Annotated in this window: 12 protein-coding genes; 1 reads left to right on the top strand and 11 read right to left on the bottom strand. The window is 73.9% G+C overall.

Going from position 1 to position 20,294, the window contains the following annotated elements; all coding sequences use genetic code 11:
- Positions 1 to 6: 6 nt before the first annotated feature.
- From QNO26_RS05450 to QNO26_RS05500, 11 genes are all read right to left on the bottom strand, one after another.
- Positions 7 to 1,458 carry a serine/threonine-protein kinase gene (locus tag QNO26_RS05450; RefSeq protein ID WP_285181746.1) on the bottom strand — a complete coding sequence of 484 codons (1,452 nt, stop codon included), beginning with the start codon at positions 1,456 to 1,458 and terminating at the stop codon, positions 7 to 9.
- Positions 1,455 to 2,480: an FHA domain-containing protein gene (locus QNO26_RS05455; RefSeq protein WP_257638268.1), complete on the bottom strand. Its 1,026-nt coding sequence runs from the start codon at positions 2,478 to 2,480 to the stop codon at positions 1,455 to 1,457. The genes QNO26_RS05450 and QNO26_RS05455 overlap by 4 nt, the downstream gene beginning before the upstream one ends.
- Positions 2,473 to 3,318 carry a PP2C family protein-serine/threonine phosphatase gene (locus QNO26_RS05460; RefSeq protein WP_257531619.1) on the bottom strand — a complete coding sequence of 282 codons (846 nt, stop codon included), beginning with the start codon at positions 3,316 to 3,318 and terminating at the stop codon, positions 2,473 to 2,475. The genes QNO26_RS05455 and QNO26_RS05460 overlap by 8 nt, the downstream gene beginning before the upstream one ends.
- Before the next feature lie 14 nt (positions 3,319 to 3,332).
- Positions 3,333 to 4,697, bottom strand: a complete 1,365-nt coding sequence (locus QNO26_RS05465; RefSeq protein WP_257638269.1) for an FHA domain-containing protein — start codon at positions 4,695 to 4,697, stop codon at positions 3,333 to 3,335.
- Between the two features lie 66 nt (positions 4,698 to 4,763).
- Entirely contained in the window at positions 4,764 to 7,292 is a 2,529-nt protein-coding gene (locus QNO26_RS05470; RefSeq protein ID WP_257638270.1) for a transglutaminase domain-containing protein, read from the bottom strand.
- The gene (locus QNO26_RS05475; protein ID WP_257531616.1) at positions 7,289 to 8,644 is read right to left on the bottom strand and encodes a DUF58 domain-containing protein; all 1,356 of its coding nucleotides are present in this window, start codon (positions 8,642 to 8,644) and stop codon (positions 7,289 to 7,291) included. The genes QNO26_RS05470 and QNO26_RS05475 overlap by 4 nt, the downstream gene beginning before the upstream one ends.
- On the bottom strand, positions 8,641 to 9,606 hold the full coding sequence (locus QNO26_RS05480) for an AAA family ATPase (protein ID WP_257638271.1): 966 nt from the start codon (positions 9,604 to 9,606) through the stop codon (positions 8,641 to 8,643). The genes QNO26_RS05475 and QNO26_RS05480 overlap by 4 nt, the downstream gene beginning before the upstream one ends.
- Positions 9,607 to 9,637: 31 nt before the next feature.
- Entirely contained in the window at positions 9,638 to 15,583 is a 5,946-nt protein-coding gene (locus tag QNO26_RS05485) for an Ig-like domain-containing protein (RefSeq protein ID WP_257638272.1), read from the bottom strand.
- Position 15,584: 1 nt separating this feature from the next.
- On the bottom strand, positions 15,585 to 16,721 hold the full coding sequence (locus QNO26_RS05490; protein ID WP_257638273.1) for a serine/threonine-protein kinase: 1,137 nt from the start codon (positions 16,719 to 16,721) through the stop codon (positions 15,585 to 15,587).
- Positions 16,722 to 16,844: 123 nt separating this feature from the next.
- Positions 16,845 to 17,909 (bottom strand): FHA domain-containing protein, encoded by a 1,065-nt coding sequence (locus tag QNO26_RS05495; RefSeq protein ID WP_257638274.1) that lies wholly within the window; start codon positions 17,907 to 17,909, stop codon positions 16,845 to 16,847.
- On the bottom strand, positions 17,864 to 19,444 hold the full coding sequence (locus tag QNO26_RS05500) for a dolichyl-phosphate-mannose--protein mannosyltransferase (RefSeq protein ID WP_257531607.1): 1,581 nt from the start codon (positions 19,442 to 19,444) through the stop codon (positions 17,864 to 17,866). The genes QNO26_RS05495 and QNO26_RS05500 overlap by 46 nt, the downstream gene beginning before the upstream one ends.
- Before the next feature lie 23 nt (positions 19,445 to 19,467).
- Here QNO26_RS05500 and rsmI point away from each other — a divergent pair, with 23 nt between their 5' ends.
- Positions 19,468 to 20,292: a 16S rRNA (cytidine(1402)-2'-O)-methyltransferase gene (gene rsmI, locus QNO26_RS05505; RefSeq protein WP_257531605.1), complete on the top strand. Its 825-nt coding sequence runs from the start codon at positions 19,468 to 19,470 to the stop codon at positions 20,290 to 20,292.
- Positions 20,293 to 20,294 lie beyond the last annotated feature (2 nt).

The following is a 20,294-nucleotide window of genomic DNA, read 5'->3' on the forward strand; positions in this document are numbered from 1 at the left end:
TCCCCCTCATAGCCCCACCAGCACGGCGATTCCCGCCGCGGCCGCCGCGATCACCGCGATCGTCGCCGCCACCGCGATCACCGGCACGAGCACCTTCCGCCGCGCCGCCCGGGCGGGGCCGCGGGGCGCCGTGCGTTCGATCGGGGGCTCCGCGGGCGCCGGGGCGGTCCGGCGGACCGGCGCCGGCTTCTCGCGGCGGATGCCGTAGCTCACCGGCCCGCTGGAGCTGCCGGGGTCGCGGGCGGTGCGGCCGGCCGGCCGGGCGGCGTCCGCGGGCCCGCCGGGTGAGGCGGGCGCCCGGCTGCCCGCGGTCGGCGCCTCGACGGGCGCGGCGGCGGGGTCGGCGGCAGCGCGGCGGGACAGACGGGTCCCGTCGTCCGCCGCCCGTGGCGGGCCGCCGGCCCCGGGGCCGCCGCGCGACGCGAGCAGTGTCGCATCGTCGGGTGCGGGTGCGGGTGCGGGTGCGGGTGCGGGTGCGGGTGCGGGCGTGATGCCCGGCCCCGTCGGCGTGCGGGAGGCGAGAAGGGTGGCGTCGTCGTGCGCCGTGCGCCGCGCGAGCAGCGTGGGCTCCGCATCAGCGGCATCCGGATCCGAGGCGTTCGGCGCGGCAGGCGAGGTGAGGTCGACGTGGGTCACCGGCAGGTGCAGGCGCTCCTCGATGCGCTGCAGCTCCCGCGCGAAGTCGCCGGCGGTCTGAGGGCGACGGTCGGGGTCCTTCGCCAGCGCACTGCGCAGCACGAGCTCGAGGTCGGCGGGCACGTCGTCACGCCCGACCGCCGGCACCGGATCGGTGAGCACGCGTGTGACCATGCGGGCGAGGTCGTGCGGAGCGCGCGGGTCGGCGAAGGGAGAACGGCCCGCGAGCACGGTGTAGGCGGTGGCGGCCAGGGCGTACAGGTCGCTGCGCGGGTCGAACCCCCCGCCGCTGAGCACCTCCGGGGCGGCCCACGGCACCGACACGCCCGTGCCGCCGACCCCGAGCGCGGACGGCTCGAAGCCCGTGAGCGCCGGCCAGCCGTAGTCGGTGGTGAGCACGTGGGAGGGCCTGATGTCGCCGTGCACGATGCCTGCGCGGTGCGCGGTCTCGAGCGCTCCAGACAGGCGCACCGCGGTCTGCAGCACCTCGGCCACGCCGAGCCGGCGCGCCGCGGCGGTCTCGGCGAGGGACGGGCTCGAGCAGTACTCCATCACCAGATAGGGGCGGCCGTCCCGAGCGACTCCGGCACGGCGGATCGTCACGACCGAAGGATGGGCGGACAGGGCGATCAGCCGCCCGGCCTCGTCATCGAACCGCACTCGGGCGGCTTCGTCGGCGATCGGGGTGCGGTGCACCTTGACCGCGACGGAGTCGCCGGCATGCTCGGGCCGGTAGAGGAAGACGTCGGCATCGTCCCCGGCGGCGAGCAGTCGCTCGAGCGTGAATCCCGCGAGGTCGATGGGCCCGGAACGGGGGATCATCGCACCCCCTCGAAGACGAGACGGGTGCCGCCGAGGTCGGCGACGGCCCCGGGGGTGACGCGCACCGTCTCACCGGGGTGGAGGCGCCGCGGGCCGCTGCCGGCAGCGGTGAACACGGTGCCGTTGGTGGAGCGCAGGTCCTCCAGCAGCACGTGGGCGTCGTCGACGCGAACGCGCAGGTGCGTGCGCGACACATCCGGGTCGTCGATGGTGACGAGGGTCGGCAGGCCGACGGTGTCGGGCCCGTCGGCGCGCGGGCTGCGGCCGATGAGCAGCGTCCCCGTCAGCGGCAGGACACGCCCGTCGGGAAGCACGACCGCTCCCCGCGGTGCGCGGGGTGCGGGGGCGTCCTCGCCGGCGCGGGCACCGCCGGCGGGGGAATCGTCGAGCACGTCCTCCTCAGGAGGGCGCACGGCAGCCGCCTCCACGGCACGGTGCAGCGTCGCGCCGAAAAGCTCGTCGTAGCGTCCGGCCGGCATGCTCTCGGCGGGCATCCGCTCCGGCCCGACGGCGGGCGCCGCGCCGAGGTCGAACAGGGCGTCGGAGAAGTCCAGCGTCAGATCGGGGTCGAGCTGCTCGTGCGGGGCCGGGATCAACCGTGCGTGCAGGCGGGTCGCCGCGAGCGGGCCGGGGTGCGCCGGCCGGGTGGGGGATGCCGCGTCGTCGCCCGCGTCGGCGGCGAAGGCGGCCACATCGGTGAGGTGGAACTCCTGCCAGGTGCGCTGCGCCGCGCCGGTCAGCACGCTCACGCGGCCGTCGACGTGGGTGGCGACGATCCTCGACGATCCGCGCACGACGCCGGTGAGGGAGGTGCCGTCGATCCCGGCGGCCACGAAGTGCGGTGCGGCGGCGAGGCCGGCGCGCACGATGACGTCGACGGCGCTCTCCCAGCCGCCGGCGACCGCGCCGCCGGCGAGCACGGCGCGGGCGGTGGGAGTGGCGCGCGCGCCGGCGAAGAGCACAGCGGTGTCATCGCCGAGGATCGCCGGCAGATCGCCGGGGGAGTAGGACCACTCAGCCACGGCGTGCCCTCGTGCGCAGTGAACGCAACGTCGAGACCTCGATGGTGGCGGAGTCGTCATCTCCCGCGGGCAGACCGCCGGTCGTGTCCTCCTGGGACGGGCTCATGCCGCCGGAGACCACGTCGATCACGATCGCGGAGATGTTGTCCCGCCCGCCGTGCGCCAGCGCCTGCTCGACCAGCGCGGCCGCGGTGCCGGGGGGAGCGCCGCCGAGTGCGAGGCCGGCACGGATGGCCTCGTCGGTCAGCTCGCCCGACAGGCCGTCGGAGCACACCAGCAGACGTTCCCCTGTGACGACGGGAAGCAGCCAGTAGTCGGCGCGGCTGCGCTCCTCGCCGACGGCACGGGTGATGACGTTGCGGCCGCGGTAGCTGGACATCTCGCGCCGAGCGAGTCGACCCTGGTCCACGAGCTCCTGCGCGACGGAGTGGTCCACCGTCAGCTGCTCGAGCCGATCGCTGAGCAGGCGATACACGCGCGAGTCGCCGATGTTCACCACGAGCCACCGCCGCACGCCGTCCTGGCGCACGGCCACGACGCCGGTGAGGGTGGAGCCGGCGCCCCGGGTGCGGGTCGCCGCGATCGCCGAGACCGCCGTATGCGCCTCGTCGACCGCGGCGGCGACGTCGTGGGGGGTGAGATCGGTGCGACCCACCAGACCCCGGAACACCGACACGATCGCTGCGCTGGCGAGGTCGCCCGCGTCATGACCGCCCATGCCGTCCGCGACGATGTACACCGGATGCTCCGCGAGTACGGCGTCCTCGTTGACGCGGCGACGCAGTCCGACATCGGTGCGCACGCCGCAGGTGACCTGCAGCGTGCGGGGAGCGGTCATCGATGGGACGGGCATCAGGCGTCGGAGAGGAGTTCGAGCCGCGCATCGCCGAGGAAGAACGTCCCCGACACCGCGGGCGTGCCGGTCACTTCGCTCTCGTCGGCGAGGAACACGCCGTTGGTGGAGTCCAGGTCGGTGATCGTCCAGCCGTCGGCGTCGTCTCTGCGCAGCAGCGCATGCGTCTTGGACACGGTGCGCGTGGCGTCGTCCACCGGGATGACCTGCGCGCCGGGGTGCTCCGCGGGGGCGACGGGGTTGCGACCGAGAACGGCGGCATCGGAGGTCAGCGCGACGGTCTCGCCGCCGGGGAGGCGCAGCGACCACCCGATGAGGCGGCGGGCGGCCAGCACCGTGCGCTCATCGAGATCGTCCGCGTCGTGCACGCCCACGGCGGCAGGCGCGGACGCCGCCGGGACCGGCGCCGGCGCGGGACGGGGCACCTCGGCCACGATGGACCCGAAGCCCCGGTCTGCGGGCGCGGCGATCATGTCTGACGCCGGTGAGGCAGGCGCGGGTGCGGATGCCGGTGAGGGGCTCGGCGGCGCGGGCGGCGCCCAGGGGTTCGCTCCCGGGCCGGGCGCAGCGGGCGCGACGGATGACGCGGGCCGACCGGCCGCGGGTGTGGCGAACGAGGCGGGCGTGCCGGCCGCCGTGGGGGCGGTGGGTGCCGCCGGCGCGGGCGGAACGAACGCGGGCGCTGCTCCGGCCGGCGGGGCCGGCGCGTGAGCGGCAGCCGGAGCACCGAGGGTGAACGGGCTCGACGGCGGCGGGGGCGGCGGGGCGGTCAGCGACGGCTGCAGGGTTTTGGACGGCAAGCCGACCCAGCGGGCCGAACCCCAGCCCAGCACGCTCGCCCACACCGGGAAGAGGAGGATGCCGAGCACCGCGGACCCGCCGCCGCGATCGAATCCCCGCGTGACGGCGAGCACCATGCGCACCTGGAGGATCAGCACCAGCACCCCGAAGCCGACCATGAGCGCGGCAGGCACGAGGATCGCGCCGATGGCCGCCCCGGCGGCGCCGCCGTCATCGCCATCGGAAGCAGCCGCCAGCGCGGATGCCGCGAACAGTGCGACCGCGGCGAGGCTCCCGACGCCGGCGACGAGGCCGACCGCCGCGATCACCACGGCCCACCAGCCGCGCATTCCCGCCAGCGTGAACAGCTCCCAGGCGTTGACGACCGGCACCCACGCCTTCCATGTCGGGCGCCCGACCTTGCGGAACAGGGCGGACAGCGCGAGGGCGATCCAGGCGTACACGCCGGCGACGAGCGCCAGCTGCAGGACGAGCACGATCAGCGGCGTGCGGCCGGTCCCGCCGGCGTCGTAGAAGGCGAGCGCCTCCCGCGCGGCATCCGCCGTCATCCCCAGGCCCGTCATCGTTCCTCCTCGTCGTCATGCCGCGCGCGCATCGCCTCGGTGCGAGGGGCGATCGCCTTGGAAACCCTAGCGGCGTCCACGCGGCCCTCCCGTCGACCCGCCGCGCTCTCTCCGGCGCGTGCCCTGCGGCAGCAGCGAGCGCAGCGACAGGCGGGCACGCAGGCGCTCCCAGCGTCCGCCGAGCCCGGCGAACCGCTCCCGCTCGGCCTCCACGATCTCCCAGAACCGGTCGCCGTCGGCGGGGTCGGGAGGGGTCTCGGCGAACACCGAGCGGTCGGCCCATTCGGCCAGCACCCGCCCGCTGCCCGCGCCGTCATCCCCGGCATAGCGGGCGGCGAGCTCCGTGCGGGTGTGGGTGCCCGGGGGCGGATAGCCATGATCCACCGCGGTGTCGACGTACTCGTCCCAGCCGCCGGTGACGCGCGCCACCGGGTCCGGTGCGGTGCGCCGCGACCGGCGTCGCAGCAGCTTCAGGACGACCACCAGCGCGAACGGCCCGAACAGGATCAGCAGGCCGAGCACGGCGATGCCCGTGACGCGCAGCACCGTCCACAGCGTGGAGAGGTCGAGGCCGGAGGTCTGCTCGTCGTCGTCGCGGTCTCCGCTGTCGGCGGGATCGGCATCAGCGGGAAGCACCGGCTCCGCCACCTCCTCGCGCACTTCCGTGGGATTGCGGGGGTCGCGTCGCTGCTCGAGGTCGGGTGTCACCCCGACGGCGTGCTGCGGGGTCACATCGACCGGCACCCACACGCCGGAGGCATCCTGCACCTCGATCCAGGCGGACATGTCGCCGCCGGTGCAGGCGCCTCCGACGCAGAACGGCGTATCGGCGGGGTCGGCGGCGTCGTTCAGGCGCGCCCCGACCACGACGCGCGAGGCGAACCCGAGCTGGTCGGCGATGAGCGAAGCCGCGACGGCGAACTGCTCGTCGTCTCCCGGGGCCGCGACCAGTGCGGTGTCGTCGCTGCCCCCGACATCGTTCTGCCGATCCAGCAGGGCGGTGAACAGCTGATCGATGCGGTCGGTGGAGTGGCCGGCGCGGGAAGGCTCGAACGCGTAGTCGCCGAGGGCGGCCGCCCACTGCGGCGGCTCGACCGGGTCGACGGTGAGCGCATGGCTGAGCAGCCCTCGCGCCCGCAGCCGATCGATCAGGAGTTCCAGCCCGGCGCCCGCGGCGGGCGCGTCCTGCGCGGCGATCCACGCGATGAGACTCTCGGGCACGAGGGCGGGGTCCTGCTGCGGCGTGTCCCGCCCCGGAGTGAGCGTGGCGAGGGCCGGGGGGTCGTCGTCGATCGCGGCCTGCTGCCGGTAGCTCACGCCCTCCCGCAGGCCGGGCGCCGGCAGTGCGATGCCCATCCGGGTCTGGGCGTTGTAGAAGAAGCCGTCGGCGCGCCCCCCGCCCGTGCCGCCGTCGAAGGCGATCGCGGTGAGGGAGCCGACGGTGGGCACCCACACGCCCTGGTAAGCGCCGATGCGCACATCGGCGGTGGTCGGCACGGTGTCGGCAGGGGCGGGCAGCTCTGCGGGCACCCGCACGAAGGCGGTGGTCTGATCGGACACGCCGGCGGCAGGGTCGATCACCCTGGCCACCCTGCCGTCGAAGTAGGACAGCGTCGCCAGGCGCACCCGGTCCGCGCCCGACGCACCGTCGACGGTGAACATCACCGTGTCGAAGCTGTCGTCGGAGAAGAACTGCCGGAACTGCGACAGCGGACTGAGCTGCCCCGCGAGCTCGACGCGCGGATCCACGCCCGCCCGCAGCACGTCGCGCGGCTGACCGGCCAGCGCCCACGGTGCCAGCGCCACCCCTGCCGCCATGGCCGCTGCCAGCATTCCCGCGGCGATCGTCGTGCGTCCCGCCAGAGCGGATCCGGTGCGGCCGGTCGCGCGCACGCCGCTCGCGTCCTCCGCGGCGCGCACCGCGCGCCGTCGCTCGTACTGGGTGCGCCACACCGTGTAGACGAGGGCGAGCAGCAGCGCGCTCGCGCCCGCGAACATCTCCACCGCCCCCGTCAGGCGTGTCCCCGCCACGAGCGGCGCGCTCAGCGTGCGCGCGCCGAAGAGCACGCCGAAGACGGTGAGCCCCAGACCCAGCGGCGCGGCGAGCACCCACAGCCGCCGCGCGCGCCACGCCAGCGACAGCGCCGCGACGGGAATGCCCAGGAACAGCAGAAGCGCCGGTGCCAGGGTGGCCTGGTAGCTGCCCAATGGCAGCTCGAGGGTCAGCAGGTCCTTCCAGCCGGTGACGGGCGCGGTGAGCACGCCCAGCAGCGATGGGACGAGCGTGTCGGGACGGCTCAGCGCACCGGGGGCGGCCAGCGGGACCCCGGCCACGACGTACACGCCGATGGCGGCGAGGGCCACCCACCAGCCCGACCAGCGGCGGCGCAGCCCCGCGTACGCGATCAGATGCGCCAGGATCAGCGCTGCGGTGACCAGCACGAGGAACGCGCGGTCACGGTAGAGCGGCCAGACGGCCACGGCGCCGACGAAGAACAGCGCGTCCAGCAAAGCCGCGTTCGCGACCAGGAACATCCCCTGCCTGGCCGGCTGCCGGCCGCGGGATCGCCGGCGCAGCGATGCGTCGACGCTCACGACTGCGCCCCCCGCGCGAGCAGCTGGCGCAGGTCGTCCAGCAGGCCGATCGACAGGACCGAGACGGTGCCCAGGCGGCGGAAGCCCGGCTCGGCCTCGGGGTTGCACACGATCACCACGACGGCGACGTCGGAGGGGAAGGCGAGGGCTGCGGCCTGCAGCTGGCGGGCGGTCTGCGTCGAACCGCACACCAGGAACGCGATCGACGCGTCGGAGTGCGTTTCGCGGGCGAGGGAGGTGACGTCGGCGAGGGGGCCGACCAGCGTGCTGCGCTCCACCCCGGAGAGGTCGTCGAGCAGCGTGCGGCTGCTGACCGTCGCGAGCTCCCGCATCGTGCGCACCGTGCGCCGCGCGAACTCGGGAACCTCGCCGCCGGCCACGACGTCGACCTCGCGGCCGTCGCGGATGCCGCGGATGCCGATGGAGCCGGCCGCGCTGACGGCGAGCTCGAACTCGTCATCGGTGCCGTACTCCGCCTCACCCAGCGCGAGAGCGATCACCATGCGGGAGCGGCGGGTCTCCTCGTACTGACGCACCATGAGGGTGCCGGTCTTGGCGGTGGACTTCCAATGGATCTGACGCTGGGCGTCGCCCGGGACGTACTCGCGGATGGCGTGGAAGGAGATGTCGGCGTCGACCACGGTGCGCGAGGCCTGCCCCTCGAGGTCGCGGATGAACCCGGTGCTGGTGCTGTGCAGCGTCGTGGTCACCGGGTGCACGTACAGGGTGTGGGTGTCCTCCCACGTCGCTTCGCGCTTGAGGATGCCGAGCGGGTCGCCGCGCACCGTGTGCGCGGGACCGACGATGATGACGCCGCGGCGGTGCGTGGGCACGACCACCTGCTGCACGTGCTCGTGTCCGTGGCGCAGCAGCGGCACGTGCACGTCGATGAGTCCGTCCCCCACCGGCACGTCGATGCGGCCGGGGAGGGCGATGCCCCGCCCGATGTTGGCGATGCGCAGCGTCCCCTCGACCTGCTGACCGGCCACCACACGGTCATGACCGAGCGCGAGGTCCACGTCGTAGGACCGGCCGCTGAACAGGAACGGCACCGACAGCAGCAGCAGCACGGCGGCGATCGTGCCCGCCACCGCGAACTCCAGCCAGCCGAACGCGAGACCGAAGCCGAGACCGGCCGCCGCAGCCGTCACCAGCAGCCACCCGGTGGCCGTGACCGTCCCCGACACCGCCCGCAGCGCGGCGACCGTCGCCGCACGGGTGCGCCGCCATGCGCGTTCACCGCGCACCGCCAGCACGGTCGTGGACCGTCCGGTGGAGTAGCGGGTGCGCGCGTGCGCGGCGCCGGTGGAGTCGGCGGTGCGCGCGAGACGGGAGTCGGAGGGAAGGGTCACACGGCATCCCGCTGGCTGGGAGGCATCGTGTCCAGCAGCACCTGGCCGATCACGGCGTTGGCGGTGACGCCGTCGAACTCCGCCTCCGGGTCGAGGATGAGCCGGTGCGCGAGCACGGGTTCGGCGAGGGCTTTGACATCGTCGGGGGTCACGTAGCCCCGACCGTGCGCCACGGCCCACGTCTTCGCGGCCTTCGTCAGCGCGATCGCGCCGCGCACGCTGACACCCAGCCGCACTTCGGCAGCCAGCCGCGTCGCCTCGACGATGCGTGCGATGTAGTCCAGCACCAGCGGGTTGAGGTAGACGCCGCGCGCCACATCGGCGAGGGCCACCACATCCTGCGGAGTGACGACGGGGTCGACCTCGCGCCGCGCCGTGCCACTGCCCTCGAGGATCCGCACGGTCGACGCGTGGTCGGGGTAGCCGAGCGATGTCTTCAGCAGGAAGCGGTCCAGCTGCGCCTCCGGCAGCCGATACGTCCCCGCCTGCTCCACGGGGTTCTGCGTCGCCACGACGAGGAACGGCACGCCCACCGGGCGGGTGATCCCGTCGACGGTGACCTGCCCCTCCTCCATGACCTCCAGCAGCGCGGACTGGGTCTTCGGCGACGCGCGGTTGATCTCGTCGGCCAGCAGGATGTTGGCGAACACCGGACCCTGGTGGAAGTCGAACTCCCCGCGGCGCTGGTCGTACACGGTGATGCCGGTGACGTCGCCCGGCAGCAGGTCGGGGGTGAACTGGATGCGGGTGCTCGTCCCGTTCACGCTCTGCCCCATGGCGCGCGCCAGCGAGGTCTTGCCGGTGCCGGGGAAGTCCTCCAGCAGCAGGTGGCCCTCGGAGATCATGGCCGTGAACGCCAGCTCGATCACGTGCCGCTTGCCGAGCACGACCTGCTCGACGTTGTCGACGAGCTGGGCGAAGGTGTCGCGGAACCTGTCGGTCTGCTCGGCGGTGATGGTCATGGGGTCCTCTCGAGGGGGGTGAGGGCGCGGGTCACGGGGTGGTGTCGCCGGGCGGAGCCGGAGGGGGCTGGGGTGCCGGCGGGGGCTCGGGCGCGGGCGGAGGGTCGCAGGTGACGGTGTGCCCGGTGACGTCGTCGAGGCCGGCGAGAGCGCCCTGCCAGCGCAGCGAGTAGGTGTGGGTGACGACGCCTGCGGCATCCGTCGTCGAGGTCACCGACCACGCGCGATCCGCGGGGTTCGCCAGCACGGTGGGCGCCGGGGCCGGATCCTGGCTGAGGCACCGCTCCGGGAAGGTTGCCCGCGCGGTGTAGGCGGCGCCGGTGGCGACCACCGGCACGGCGGGGGCGCTGCACCCGAAGACCGCATTGCACGCGAAGGCGCCGATCGGTCCGGGCGGGACGCCGAGGCTGAACAGGGCGCCGAAGTCGGTCGTCTCGACGTCGCCCGCGCGGTAGCGCAGCTCGAACGGCGCGGTCACGGACAGGCGCGGCACGGCGGACAGCCGGTCCCACGTGTACTGGCTGCCGGAACGGCTGTACGCGCCGTCGATCGTGTAGAGCGCCGCGCCGCTCGGCAGGTCGATCCCCGCCACGGGAGTGGCCGTGCCGGTGGCCTCGGTCACCCCGAACCGGTCGCCGCCGCGCAGCGTGACCGCGCACGCCACGACGGTGACCGGGCGCCACAGCGGCTGGTCCTCGAAGACACGCGTGACCGTGCCGCCGGCGGGGTCGATGCCCTCGCTCGGCTCGCACCGACCGCTCACGACGAACCCGACCTGCAGCTGGTCGCCGACACCGTTGGGCGTGACGCGCGCGGTGGCGGTGACGGTGCCGGGACGGCCGTTCGTGGACGCGGTCACGCCGAGACCGAGTGTCGGCGCGCCGATGCCGCTGGCCGAGAACTGGTACGAGCCGCCCGACTGCGACCCGCCGGGGATCGTCGGCACCTCGAAGCGCGTGAGCGGGGTCGCCGTGAGCGGGGTGGGGGCGTTGGAGCCGACGTTGTAGTCGCGGAAGACCACGCGACCGCCTTCCACCGGCTGGGTGACCTCGCCGCCGGCGCCGCCGGCCAGCCGGACGAATCCGGTGCTCGAGTCGACGCCGGTGACGGTGATCGTGGCGATGCCACCCGCCGTGCCGTTGGGCGTGGGCGTCACCTCCGCGCCGGTCGGGGCTGCGGGCACCCGGTACGCCGACGCGGTGGTCGCCACCCCGCGGCGGGACTCGCCCACGGCGTTGAAGGCGCGGGCCTCGTAGGAGATGCGCTCGCCGACGGGGGCCTCGATGGCCGGGCACTCTCCCGACGCGGCGCACGTCGCCACGATGCGGCCACCCGTGCTGATGCGGTAGCCCTCCACCGCGGGATAGGACGCCGCATCGGAGATCACGCGCAGGGTGACCGAGGTGCCGGTGAAGCTCGTCCAGTCCAGGCGCGCCGGGTTGGCCGGCAGGCCCTGCAGGTCGAGGATCACCTGTCCGTTGCGGTCGCCGCTGGACTGGCGGCCCTGGGCATCCTGCACCACGAACGACCCGGTGCAGTCCGCCGCACCCGCCGCATCCGCGGCCCAGGTCGCGCGCACGGCGCGGTCGCCGGCGACGGAGAAGGTCACCCCGGGGCAGTTCGCCGGGCCGCTCGCGGAGACGAGCGTCAGCGGCGTGCCGGGGAGCGGGTTCACCTCGCCCGGTGCGCCGATCACCGAGATCGTGCAGGAGGTCGCCCCACCGGACTGCGAGCACGGCGCCACGGCGGAGCCGCCCTTGGGAAGCGCGGACGGGGCCGGGCCGACCGTGAGGATGAGGCTCGCGGCGGCGGCATCGGGGTGGCTGGGCAGCGTGATGACGACCGACTCCTCGCGCCCGGGGCGTGCGGTGTCGCGTGCGGCGATCGTCAGGGCCGACCCGGACTGGGTCACCGTGAACTGGTCGCCGCGGTGCACGGCGGAGTACGACAGCGCATTCCAGTCCTCACGGCCGGCCCAGCCGACCATGTCACGCAGGTCGTACTCGGCCGTCTCGCCCGGGCTGATGCCGAGGGAGGCGCTGCGCAGCACCGGCTGCGGGCTCGCCGCCTCGACCAGCACCCGCACCGTGAGGAAGGTGTATTCGTCCTGGATGCCGAGTTTGACCGGCACCACGCAGCTGTCGGTCCACGGCGTTCCGGCGCCCGCGTCGTAGCGCACGGTCGTCCCCGCCACGAGTGCGCAGCTCGCGTTCACGCGCGCGCCGCTCACCCGCACGGCGGCACCGTCGACCTGGAGCGTCTGGCCCGCAGGCACGGCGACCGCGTCCGCGAGATCGAGTTGCACCGATTCGTTCTCCTGCACGGTCACCGTCGCCATGGTGCTGCGCAGGCTCAGCCGCACGTCGCGGTCGCCGGGGACGCGCAGGAAGCCGTAGGAGGTGACCTCGGTGCCGTCGAAGGAGGTTCCGGAGACCTCGAACGGGATCAGCAGCGTCTCCTCGGGGATCGGACCGGAGATGCGCCGGCCGTCCACCTCGATCCCGTCCGGTGCGCCCCACAGCGACAGGCGCAGGCCGTCGACGTCGCCGGTGCTCCAGGACACCTTGCCGGTGAGCACGTCCACGCCGCGGGGGAACGCCTCGCGCGTCTCCACCGTCAGCGCGGTGTCGCGCACCACGGGGTGGTCCGGCACGGGACTGCGCACGACCTTGAGCACGATCAGCCCGATCGCGGTGTCACCGCTGTCGTTGCGCACCGTGTAGGAATACGAGAACGTCCCGAGCTCTTCGCCTGCCTGCAGAGTCACGCGGCCGTCGTCGACGCCGACCAGCCGTGCCGCGAGCGCGTCGTACTCCGCGGTGCCGGCCGTAGCCACCGGCTCCACAGACACCAGTTCGAGCGCACTGCCGGCGGGATCGATGTCGTTGTCGGCCGGCTGCACCAGTGCCGTGCTGTCCGGACCCGCCTGGACCTGGATGTAGTCGCTGTAGGTCACCGGGCTCGGATCGGACTGGGCGTCCAGCACCCCCACACGCACGTCTGCCGTTCCGGTCGCCCCCTGCGCGTCGCGCACCTGATAGCCGAAGCGCACCTGGCCGCTGAACGCCTCGGGACTGGTGTAGACGATCGCGTCGCCCTCGGCGGAGATGGTCGCCGAGCCCTGATCGGGCTGGGTCGTGATGCGATCCAGTGTGACCGCGTCGCCGTCGGGGTCCACCTCGAAGGAGCTGAAGGGGATGCGCACGGTCTCCCCGCTGAGCACGCGCCCCTCGAGCGTGCGCGGCACCGGCGGCTGGTTGGTCTCCTCGCCGACCACGGTGATGATCACACGCGCGCTGTCGACGACGTCGGGGAAGCCCAGGCGGAAGATCGTGTAGCCCACGCCGTAGACGCCCGGCTCCGTGGGAGCGAGGTAGCGCAGCAGCCGCCCCGTGGCGAAGGCGAGCCCGGCGCCGGACTCGTTGACGACCCGGGAGGGATCCACGGCGATGACCGCGCCCGCCGGCGCGCTGTCGTTGGCGAGCACGGGGATGTCGATCTGCGCCCCGGCGCGCACGGTGACCGCGTCGTCCACGGCGATCGGCGGGTCGGCGGCGGGGGCGGGCAGGAGGATCACCGTCAGTTCGCCTCGAGCGGTCGCCTGCGGGGAGCCGCTCCCGTCCGAGACCGTATAGCGCACCACGCCCAGGCGGCCGGGCCGGCCGTCGTCGGTCGAGCCACTCACCCGCAGCATGCTCTGGCCGACGAGGTCCACGCCGAGGGTGGCCTGCGCGTCGCTCTGGGGCCGCAGATCGCTGACCAGCAGCACCAGGCCCGCGGGGTTCGACACCGCCGGGAAGACGTCGACGGTGGCATCCTCGTTCGGGCGCACGAAGGCGGTGAGCGGCGGGGTGGCGATCGTCGCGGCGTCGGGTGCCGTCATCGTCACGCGCACGGTCGCCGAGACCTCGCCCGCCTCGTCGCGCACCGTGTAGGGCACGACGTACGACCCGGCTTCGGCGGCCGTGAACACCATGCTCAGCCCGGTCGGATTGACCGTGACGCCGGCGCGGGCCTCGTCCAGTGCGACCGCCTTGGCGAGCGTCAGCGTGCCGCGCGAACCCGTGACGTACGGGGCCACGTCGATCGCGACCGGTTCGCCCGCGACCCCCGTCATCGCGAACGACTCCGCGGTGAGGTCTGGGGTGGGGGTCACGGCGATGCTGAGCGGGCGCTCGGCGGTGGCGCCGAACGCGTCGGAGACGGTCACGCCGACGGTGACCGTGAGGGCATCGGCGGCGTTGGGATCGGGATGCTGGTAGGTGAGCGTGCCCGACGGCGCGGTCGTCACACTGCCGCCGACGGAGTCCTGCACCGCGCCGGCGAGATAGATCGGGTCGCCCTCGGGATCGACCCAGCCCTCGAGCGCGTCCACCGAGACGGTGCCCCCCGGGGAGACCGTCGGCGACGGCCAGGTCGACAGGCAGCCCTCCACACCGCACCACACCGGCGCGGTGTTCTGCGACGCCGGGGCGACGGTCATCGTCACCGTCGCCGGCTCCGAGAGCAGGCCGCCGACCGTGGTGCCGTCCGTGGCCCGGTAGCGCAGGGTCGCCGATCCGCTGGCGCCGGGTGCCACGTCGATGACGAGCTGCTGGTGGGCGCCCGCGAGCGACACCGTGCCGAACGCCGGGTCGGGCTGCTCGATCGATGCGGGATCGATGGAGAGCACGTCCTCGTTGGGGTCGTGGTCGTTCAGCAGCGCAGGCAGCACCGCCACGGAGCCCGCCCGCACCCCGAACGCGTCGTCGACGGCCACGGGGGGCTTCGGCTCCAGCACACGCTCGGATTCGACGTCGTCCGCCTGCTCGATCTGGCTCGGCTCGTCCAGGTTCCACGCCTGCGACGAGCTCACCAGGGCGCCGTCGGGCACCGTCCACACCCAGCCGGATCGGCGTTCGTTCAGTGCCAGGCGTGTGCCGTTGCCGACGAACACGGGATCGATGCCCTCGCCGATGTCGCCGCCGGCGTAGTCGAGCACGACTGCCCCGTCGGCTGCGCTGGACCACAGGGTGCCGGCGCTCTCGCCTTCGGCGAGCCAGGCGGCATGGACGACGCCGTCCAGCTCGGTCGGCGCCACCGGGACGCCCAGGCCCGATTCGGCGAAGGCGCGCGTCGGTGACAGCGAGTCCAGAGGCACCCGGATCAGGCCGCTCTGGTCGGCGATGTAGACGGCATCGCCGTCGGCCGCCGGCTGCTGCACCACCGCGCCGGTCGCGGCGTCGGTGGCGACGGTGTCGTCGGCGCCCCGCACGGACAGCTCGCCCGACGCGGCATCCAGCAGCGCCCATCGGCCCGCGACGGCGGTGAGCCGTGCATCGGCGGGGGAGTGGACGGCGTCGTCCTCTCCGAGCACGCGGCCGGTGGCGGCATCGGCGCGCACCACCCGGCGCTCGGTGGGCGAGTAGGCATAGAGGATGCCGGTGGCGTCGACCGCGACGGCCCCCGCGACGAAGCGCGGGCGCTCCTCGCCTTCCGCGACCTCAGCGCCCGCATACGGGTCGACCAGGATGGTCCGACCGTCACCGGAGAGGGTCGCCGCGAAGACCTCGCCGGAGTCGGTGCGGTACGCGAGGAAGTCTCCTGCGGCGGCGATGTCGACCGTTCCCGGCGGGGTGGGCGCGAAGGCGTCGTCCGAGTCGGAGGTGAGGTCGGCAGGGGTCGCCGGGTCGACATCGGCGAACTGGGTGGCGCCGTCGCTGTAGACGAAGAGATGGGCGCCGTCCTGGGCGAGGGTGGTGCCGTTCTCCACCTGCTTGACGGTGTCCAGCTCCGCCAGCTCGAGATTCACGCGGGCGTAGCCGCTGCCCGACCCGTTCTGCATGGCCCACACCGTGGCGTCGTCCAGCGGCGTCTGCTGCGCGTCGTAACCCGGCCAGACAGCGGCGAGCGTCGCGACGAGCGCCACGACGGCCGCGACGCCGGCGGCGCCGATCCAGTTTCCGCTGCGACTGCGGCGGGAGGTCGGGGAGGCCACCTCAGCGGCCCCCCGCCAGCACGAGGAACGCGGTCACGGCGCTGCCGGCGACGAGCAGGGCGACTCCCGATGCGAGCAGGAAGATGCGGGTCGCGCCGTCGCGGCGGCCACCGGATCCGGCGAGCACCGTGCCCTCGTGGCGGGCTCGGCGTGCCGGCGCGTCGCGCCCCGGGCGCCGCGTGGGCCGCTCGACGGTCGGGCGCACCGGCCCGCGCGCCCGATCGTCCTGGAAATCGATGGCGACCCCCGCCATCGCCCACTCGTCCACTGCGACGTCGAGAGGGGTGTGCGCCAGCCCCATCTCGTGCTGGGTGGCCTGGAGCTCGCGGGCGAACTCCGCAACGGACGCATGGCGGGCGGCGGGATCCTTGCTCATGGCACGAGCGAGCGTCGCCTCCAGCGCCGGCGGCACGTCCGGGCGGCTGATCGGCGTGTACGCGGCGCGACGGATGCGCGCCTTCAACTGGTCACGGGAGTTCTGACCCGACCCGGCGCGTTCGAAGGGGCTGCGCCCGGCGAGCAGCGAGTACACCGTCGCGCCCAGGCCCCAGATCTCGGCGGGAATGGAGCCGGACACCTTCTCGTCGACGATCTCGGGAGCGCTCCACGGCACGCTCATCGCGAAGACCTCGTCGACACCGCTGCGCCCGTTGACGGCAGCGGCGATGCCGAAGTCGCTCAGCACGGGCGAGCCGAAGGCGGTGACCAGGATGTTCGACGGCTTGATGTCACGGTGCAGCAGCCCCGACCGGTGCGCGGTCTCGAGGGCGGAGGCGATCTTCACCGACAGCTGCAGCACCTCCTCCACCGGCATGACCTCGCGGCGGTAGCGGTTGGTCAGCGACGTGGGGCAGTACTCCATGACCAGGTACGGCCGCCCGTCGGCCGAGATGCTGGCCTCGAAGATGGTGAGGATCGACGGATGCGAGCTCAGGCGGGCCATGACGTCGGCCTCGGTGTTGAACATGCGCAGCAGGCCCTCATCGACGATGTCCTTCAGCAGCACCTTCACCGCCACCGGACGGCGCGGCAGATTCTGCTCGAACAGGAACACGTCGGCGAATCCGCCGGTGCCCAGCGGTCGCACGTAGGTGAATCCGGCCAGCACGGGAGGCGCGGAAGGAAGCCTGTTAGCCACCGCTCACCTCGCTGCTCTGGATGGACGGGGGCGCGCCACCTCGAAGCCGGTGCCCCCCGGATCGTCGACTTCCTGAGAAGTTTCTCACATGGCCACGGGTGAGCGGGCGATCGATCGGCGTCGTCACGGCGCGGCTCGGAAGCGCGCCACGTTGCCGTCGCCGATGTCCAGCACCGCTCCCTCGGAGAGACGGGCGACCGCTCCGCCGCGCAGCAGCATCGCCGACCCGTCGGCGTGGCGCACCACCGTGCCGTTGGTGGAGTCGAGGTCCCGCACGACCAGCTGATCGCCCTCCAGATAGACCTCCGCGTGCGTGCCGGAGACCTCCCGTCGCGGTGAGGGCAGCGCTGCCAGCCGCGCACCCGGATGGGCGGACGGCCGCGGCGCACGGCCGAGCACCACGGGCAGCTCCAGCGGGAGCTCCCGCCCGTCGTCGAAGGTGAGCACGAACCGGCGGGGCGCCGCCGCGTGCGGCACCCGCGGCGGCTGGTGCACCGGTGCGGCCGCGGCGACGAGCGCGGCGAGCTCGTCGCGATCGAACGCGGTGGTCTGGCCCGCGGCGTCGGCACCGACGTCGCCCACCCACGCGGGCAGGTCCGAGGCGGGTGCCTCCTGCGCGGTCGCCGCCGGGGCGGGCGGCGCGGCCACGGAACCCGCCTGCGGGATCTCGCCCCACTGCACGCGGTCGGTGCGCACCACGCCGCGGCCGAGCGGCAGCGACGCCGCTGACGCGCCGTCGTGCAGCGTGAGCGCCATGCCGCTGACCTGCTGCGCGGCGGCTTCGACCCACGTTCCGACCCCGGGGCCGGAGATCCTCGTGCGCTCCCGGCCGTGCAGCGTCGCCGCGGCAGCACCGCGCACCGCGACACTCACCGAGCTGGTGCGCGCGTCGACGAGTTCGACGAGGGCGAAGTCGGGCAGGTGCTCGATGCCCGGGGCGGCGAGGGCGGCGAGGACGTCTTCGAGGGCGGCATCGGACGCGCTGAGGATCTGGAACAGGTCACGGGCACGGGCCTCGCCCACCGTCGCGTCGGTCATCAGCAGGAACCGGTCGGCGACCATGCCGAAGCCGGCCGCAGCCGACGGCGGGGGCACGCTGTAGCTGAACACGTCTCCCACCCTACGGGGGACGCCTGGGCGGATCAGATCCAGGTCGGCATCCAGTTGTGCAGACGCCAGAAGTCCCATGGCACGCTGATCGCCGCGACGAGCGGATACCAGAACGCCGCCACCAGCAGGGCGACTACCAGGAACACCGCCACCGCGCGCCGCCCGATGCGTCGTCGGCGGGCGTCGGCCCCGGGCGGATGCGCCAGTGCCTGCAGCGCGAGGGCGAGTGCGATCAGCGCGAAGGGCAGGATCACCACCGTGTAGAACTGGAAGACGGTGCGCTGCGGGTACAGCAGCCAGGGCACGTAGGTCGCCGCGATGCCGGTGAGCACGAACGCATCGCGCCAGGTGCGGCGCACCGCGAATCGCCAGACGAGGAACAGCACCGCCGCCATCGACGCCCACCACACCAGCGGGTTCGGCATGCTGTAGACGACCTCCATGCACCCGCCTGCCGCATGGCAGCCCGCGTCGCCGTCGTCGGTGCGGTGGGCGTACATCGACGTCGGGCGCAGCAGCAGCGGCCACTGCCAGGCGGGGCTCGCGTAGCCGTGGGGGGTCTCCATGCCCGCGGCCGACGCATACATCCCCTCGTGATAGCGCCAGAGGCTCTGCAGCGGCAGGGGCACCCACGCCCACGCGCCCGTGGCCGGTGAATCCGTCGCGGCGTCGCGGCCGTATCCGCCGTCGGTGGCCAGCCACCCCGCCCACGAGGCGAGGTAGACCGCCGCCGCCGGGGGGACGAGCAGCAGGAAGGCCGCGGCGCCCTGGCGCACGGCATCCGCCGGCCACTGCCACACGCCCGCCCGCCGCCGGGCGAGCGCGTCGGTGACCACGGCGTAGATCCCGATCGCCGCGAGCACCCACAGCCCCGACCATTTCACCGCCGTCGCGGCGCCGGCAGCCACCCCTGCCGCGACCAGCCACGGCCGGTTCCACAGCACCGGACCCCACACCGGCGGGCCGCCGTCGAGCGTGCGGACGGCGATCGTCTCGGCGAGCCGGTCGAGGTGGCCGAGCCTGTCGCGCAGCGCGAACCAGAACGCCAGCAGCACGAACAGCATCAGCGGCGTGTCCAGCAGCGCGACGCGGCTCATCGAGATCGCCAGCCCGTCCACGGCCATGAGGGTGGAGGCGACGGAGGCGACCACGAGGGAGCGGGTGAGGGTGCGGGCGAGCAGGAAGAGCACCAGCACCGCGGCGGTGCCGGCCAGGGCCACCCCCACCCGCCACCCGAACGACGAGGCCGGGCCGAACAGCGCCATGCCGGCGCCGATGATGGCCTTGCCCAGCGGGGGATGCACGACGAAGCTGCCGATGTCGGTGAAGGTGTCGGTGCGTCCCGCGGCGAAGGCGGCGTCGGCATCCTCCGGCCAGGTCGCCGGGTAGCCGAGATTCCACTGGCTCCAGGCGTCCTTGACGTAGTAGGTCTCGTCGAAGACGATCTCGTGCGGGTGCCCCAGGTTCGTCAGGCGCAGGATGCCGGCGAGCAGCGTGATCGTCAGCGGCAGGATCCAGCCGAGCAGTCTGCGCACGCGAGGGTCGCCGGAGACCCGCGACAGCAGGCGCTCGTCCCACGACGGCACCGAAGTCAGCAGCGTCGGGGCGGTCACGCAGACCACCTTATGCTGGCTCGATGATCATCCTCGCGGCGACTCCGATCGGCAATCTGGGCGACGCCACGCGACGGCTGGTGGAGGCGCTCGAGACGGCGAAGGTGATCGCCGCGGAGGACACCCGCACCACGCAGCGGCTGCTGGCGGCACTGGGGGTGACCAACCGGCCGCGCCTGATCGCCCTGCACGACCACAACGAGAAGGCGCGGGCGGCGGAGCTGGTCGCGCTCGCGCGTGACGAGGACCTGCTCGTGCTCAGCGACGCCGGCATGCCCACCGTCAGCGACCCCGGCTACGGCCTGGTCGCCGAGGCGGCGGCGCAGGGGGTGACGGTCACGGCGCTTCCCGGGCCGAGCGCCGTGCTCACCGCGCTCGCGGTGAGCGGGCTTCCCACCGACCGATTCGCGTTCGAGGGGTTCCCACCGCGCAAGGCGGGGGAGCGCGCGTCGTTCTTCGGCGCTCTGGCCGCCGAGCCCCGCACGCTGGTGTTCTTCGAGGCGCCCTCGCGCCTGGCGACCACGCTCGCCGCGATGGCGACCGCCTTCGGAGATGACCGGCCGGCCGCGGTGTGCCGTGAACTGACGAAGCTGCACGAGGAGGTCGTGCGTGGCCCGCTGGCCGCGCTGACGGCGTGGGCGCAGGAGGGCGTGCGCGGCGAGATCGTCGTGGTGGTGGGCGGAGCCCCCGCCCGTGCCACCGACCCCGCGGCCGCCCTCGCACACGTGCAGGAACTCGTCGCCGACGGGGTGCGTCTCAAGGATGCCGCCGGCCAGGTCGCCGCGGCATCCGGGCTGTCCTCCCGCGACCTGTACCAAGCGGCACTGGCCGCCCGCAGCGCGGGCTGAGC

Origin of the sequence: Microbacterium sp. zg-Y1090 (assembly GCF_030246945.1) — a bacterium.
GTDB classification, from domain to species: Bacteria; Actinomycetota; Actinomycetes; order Actinomycetales; family Microbacteriaceae; genus Microbacterium; species Microbacterium wangruii.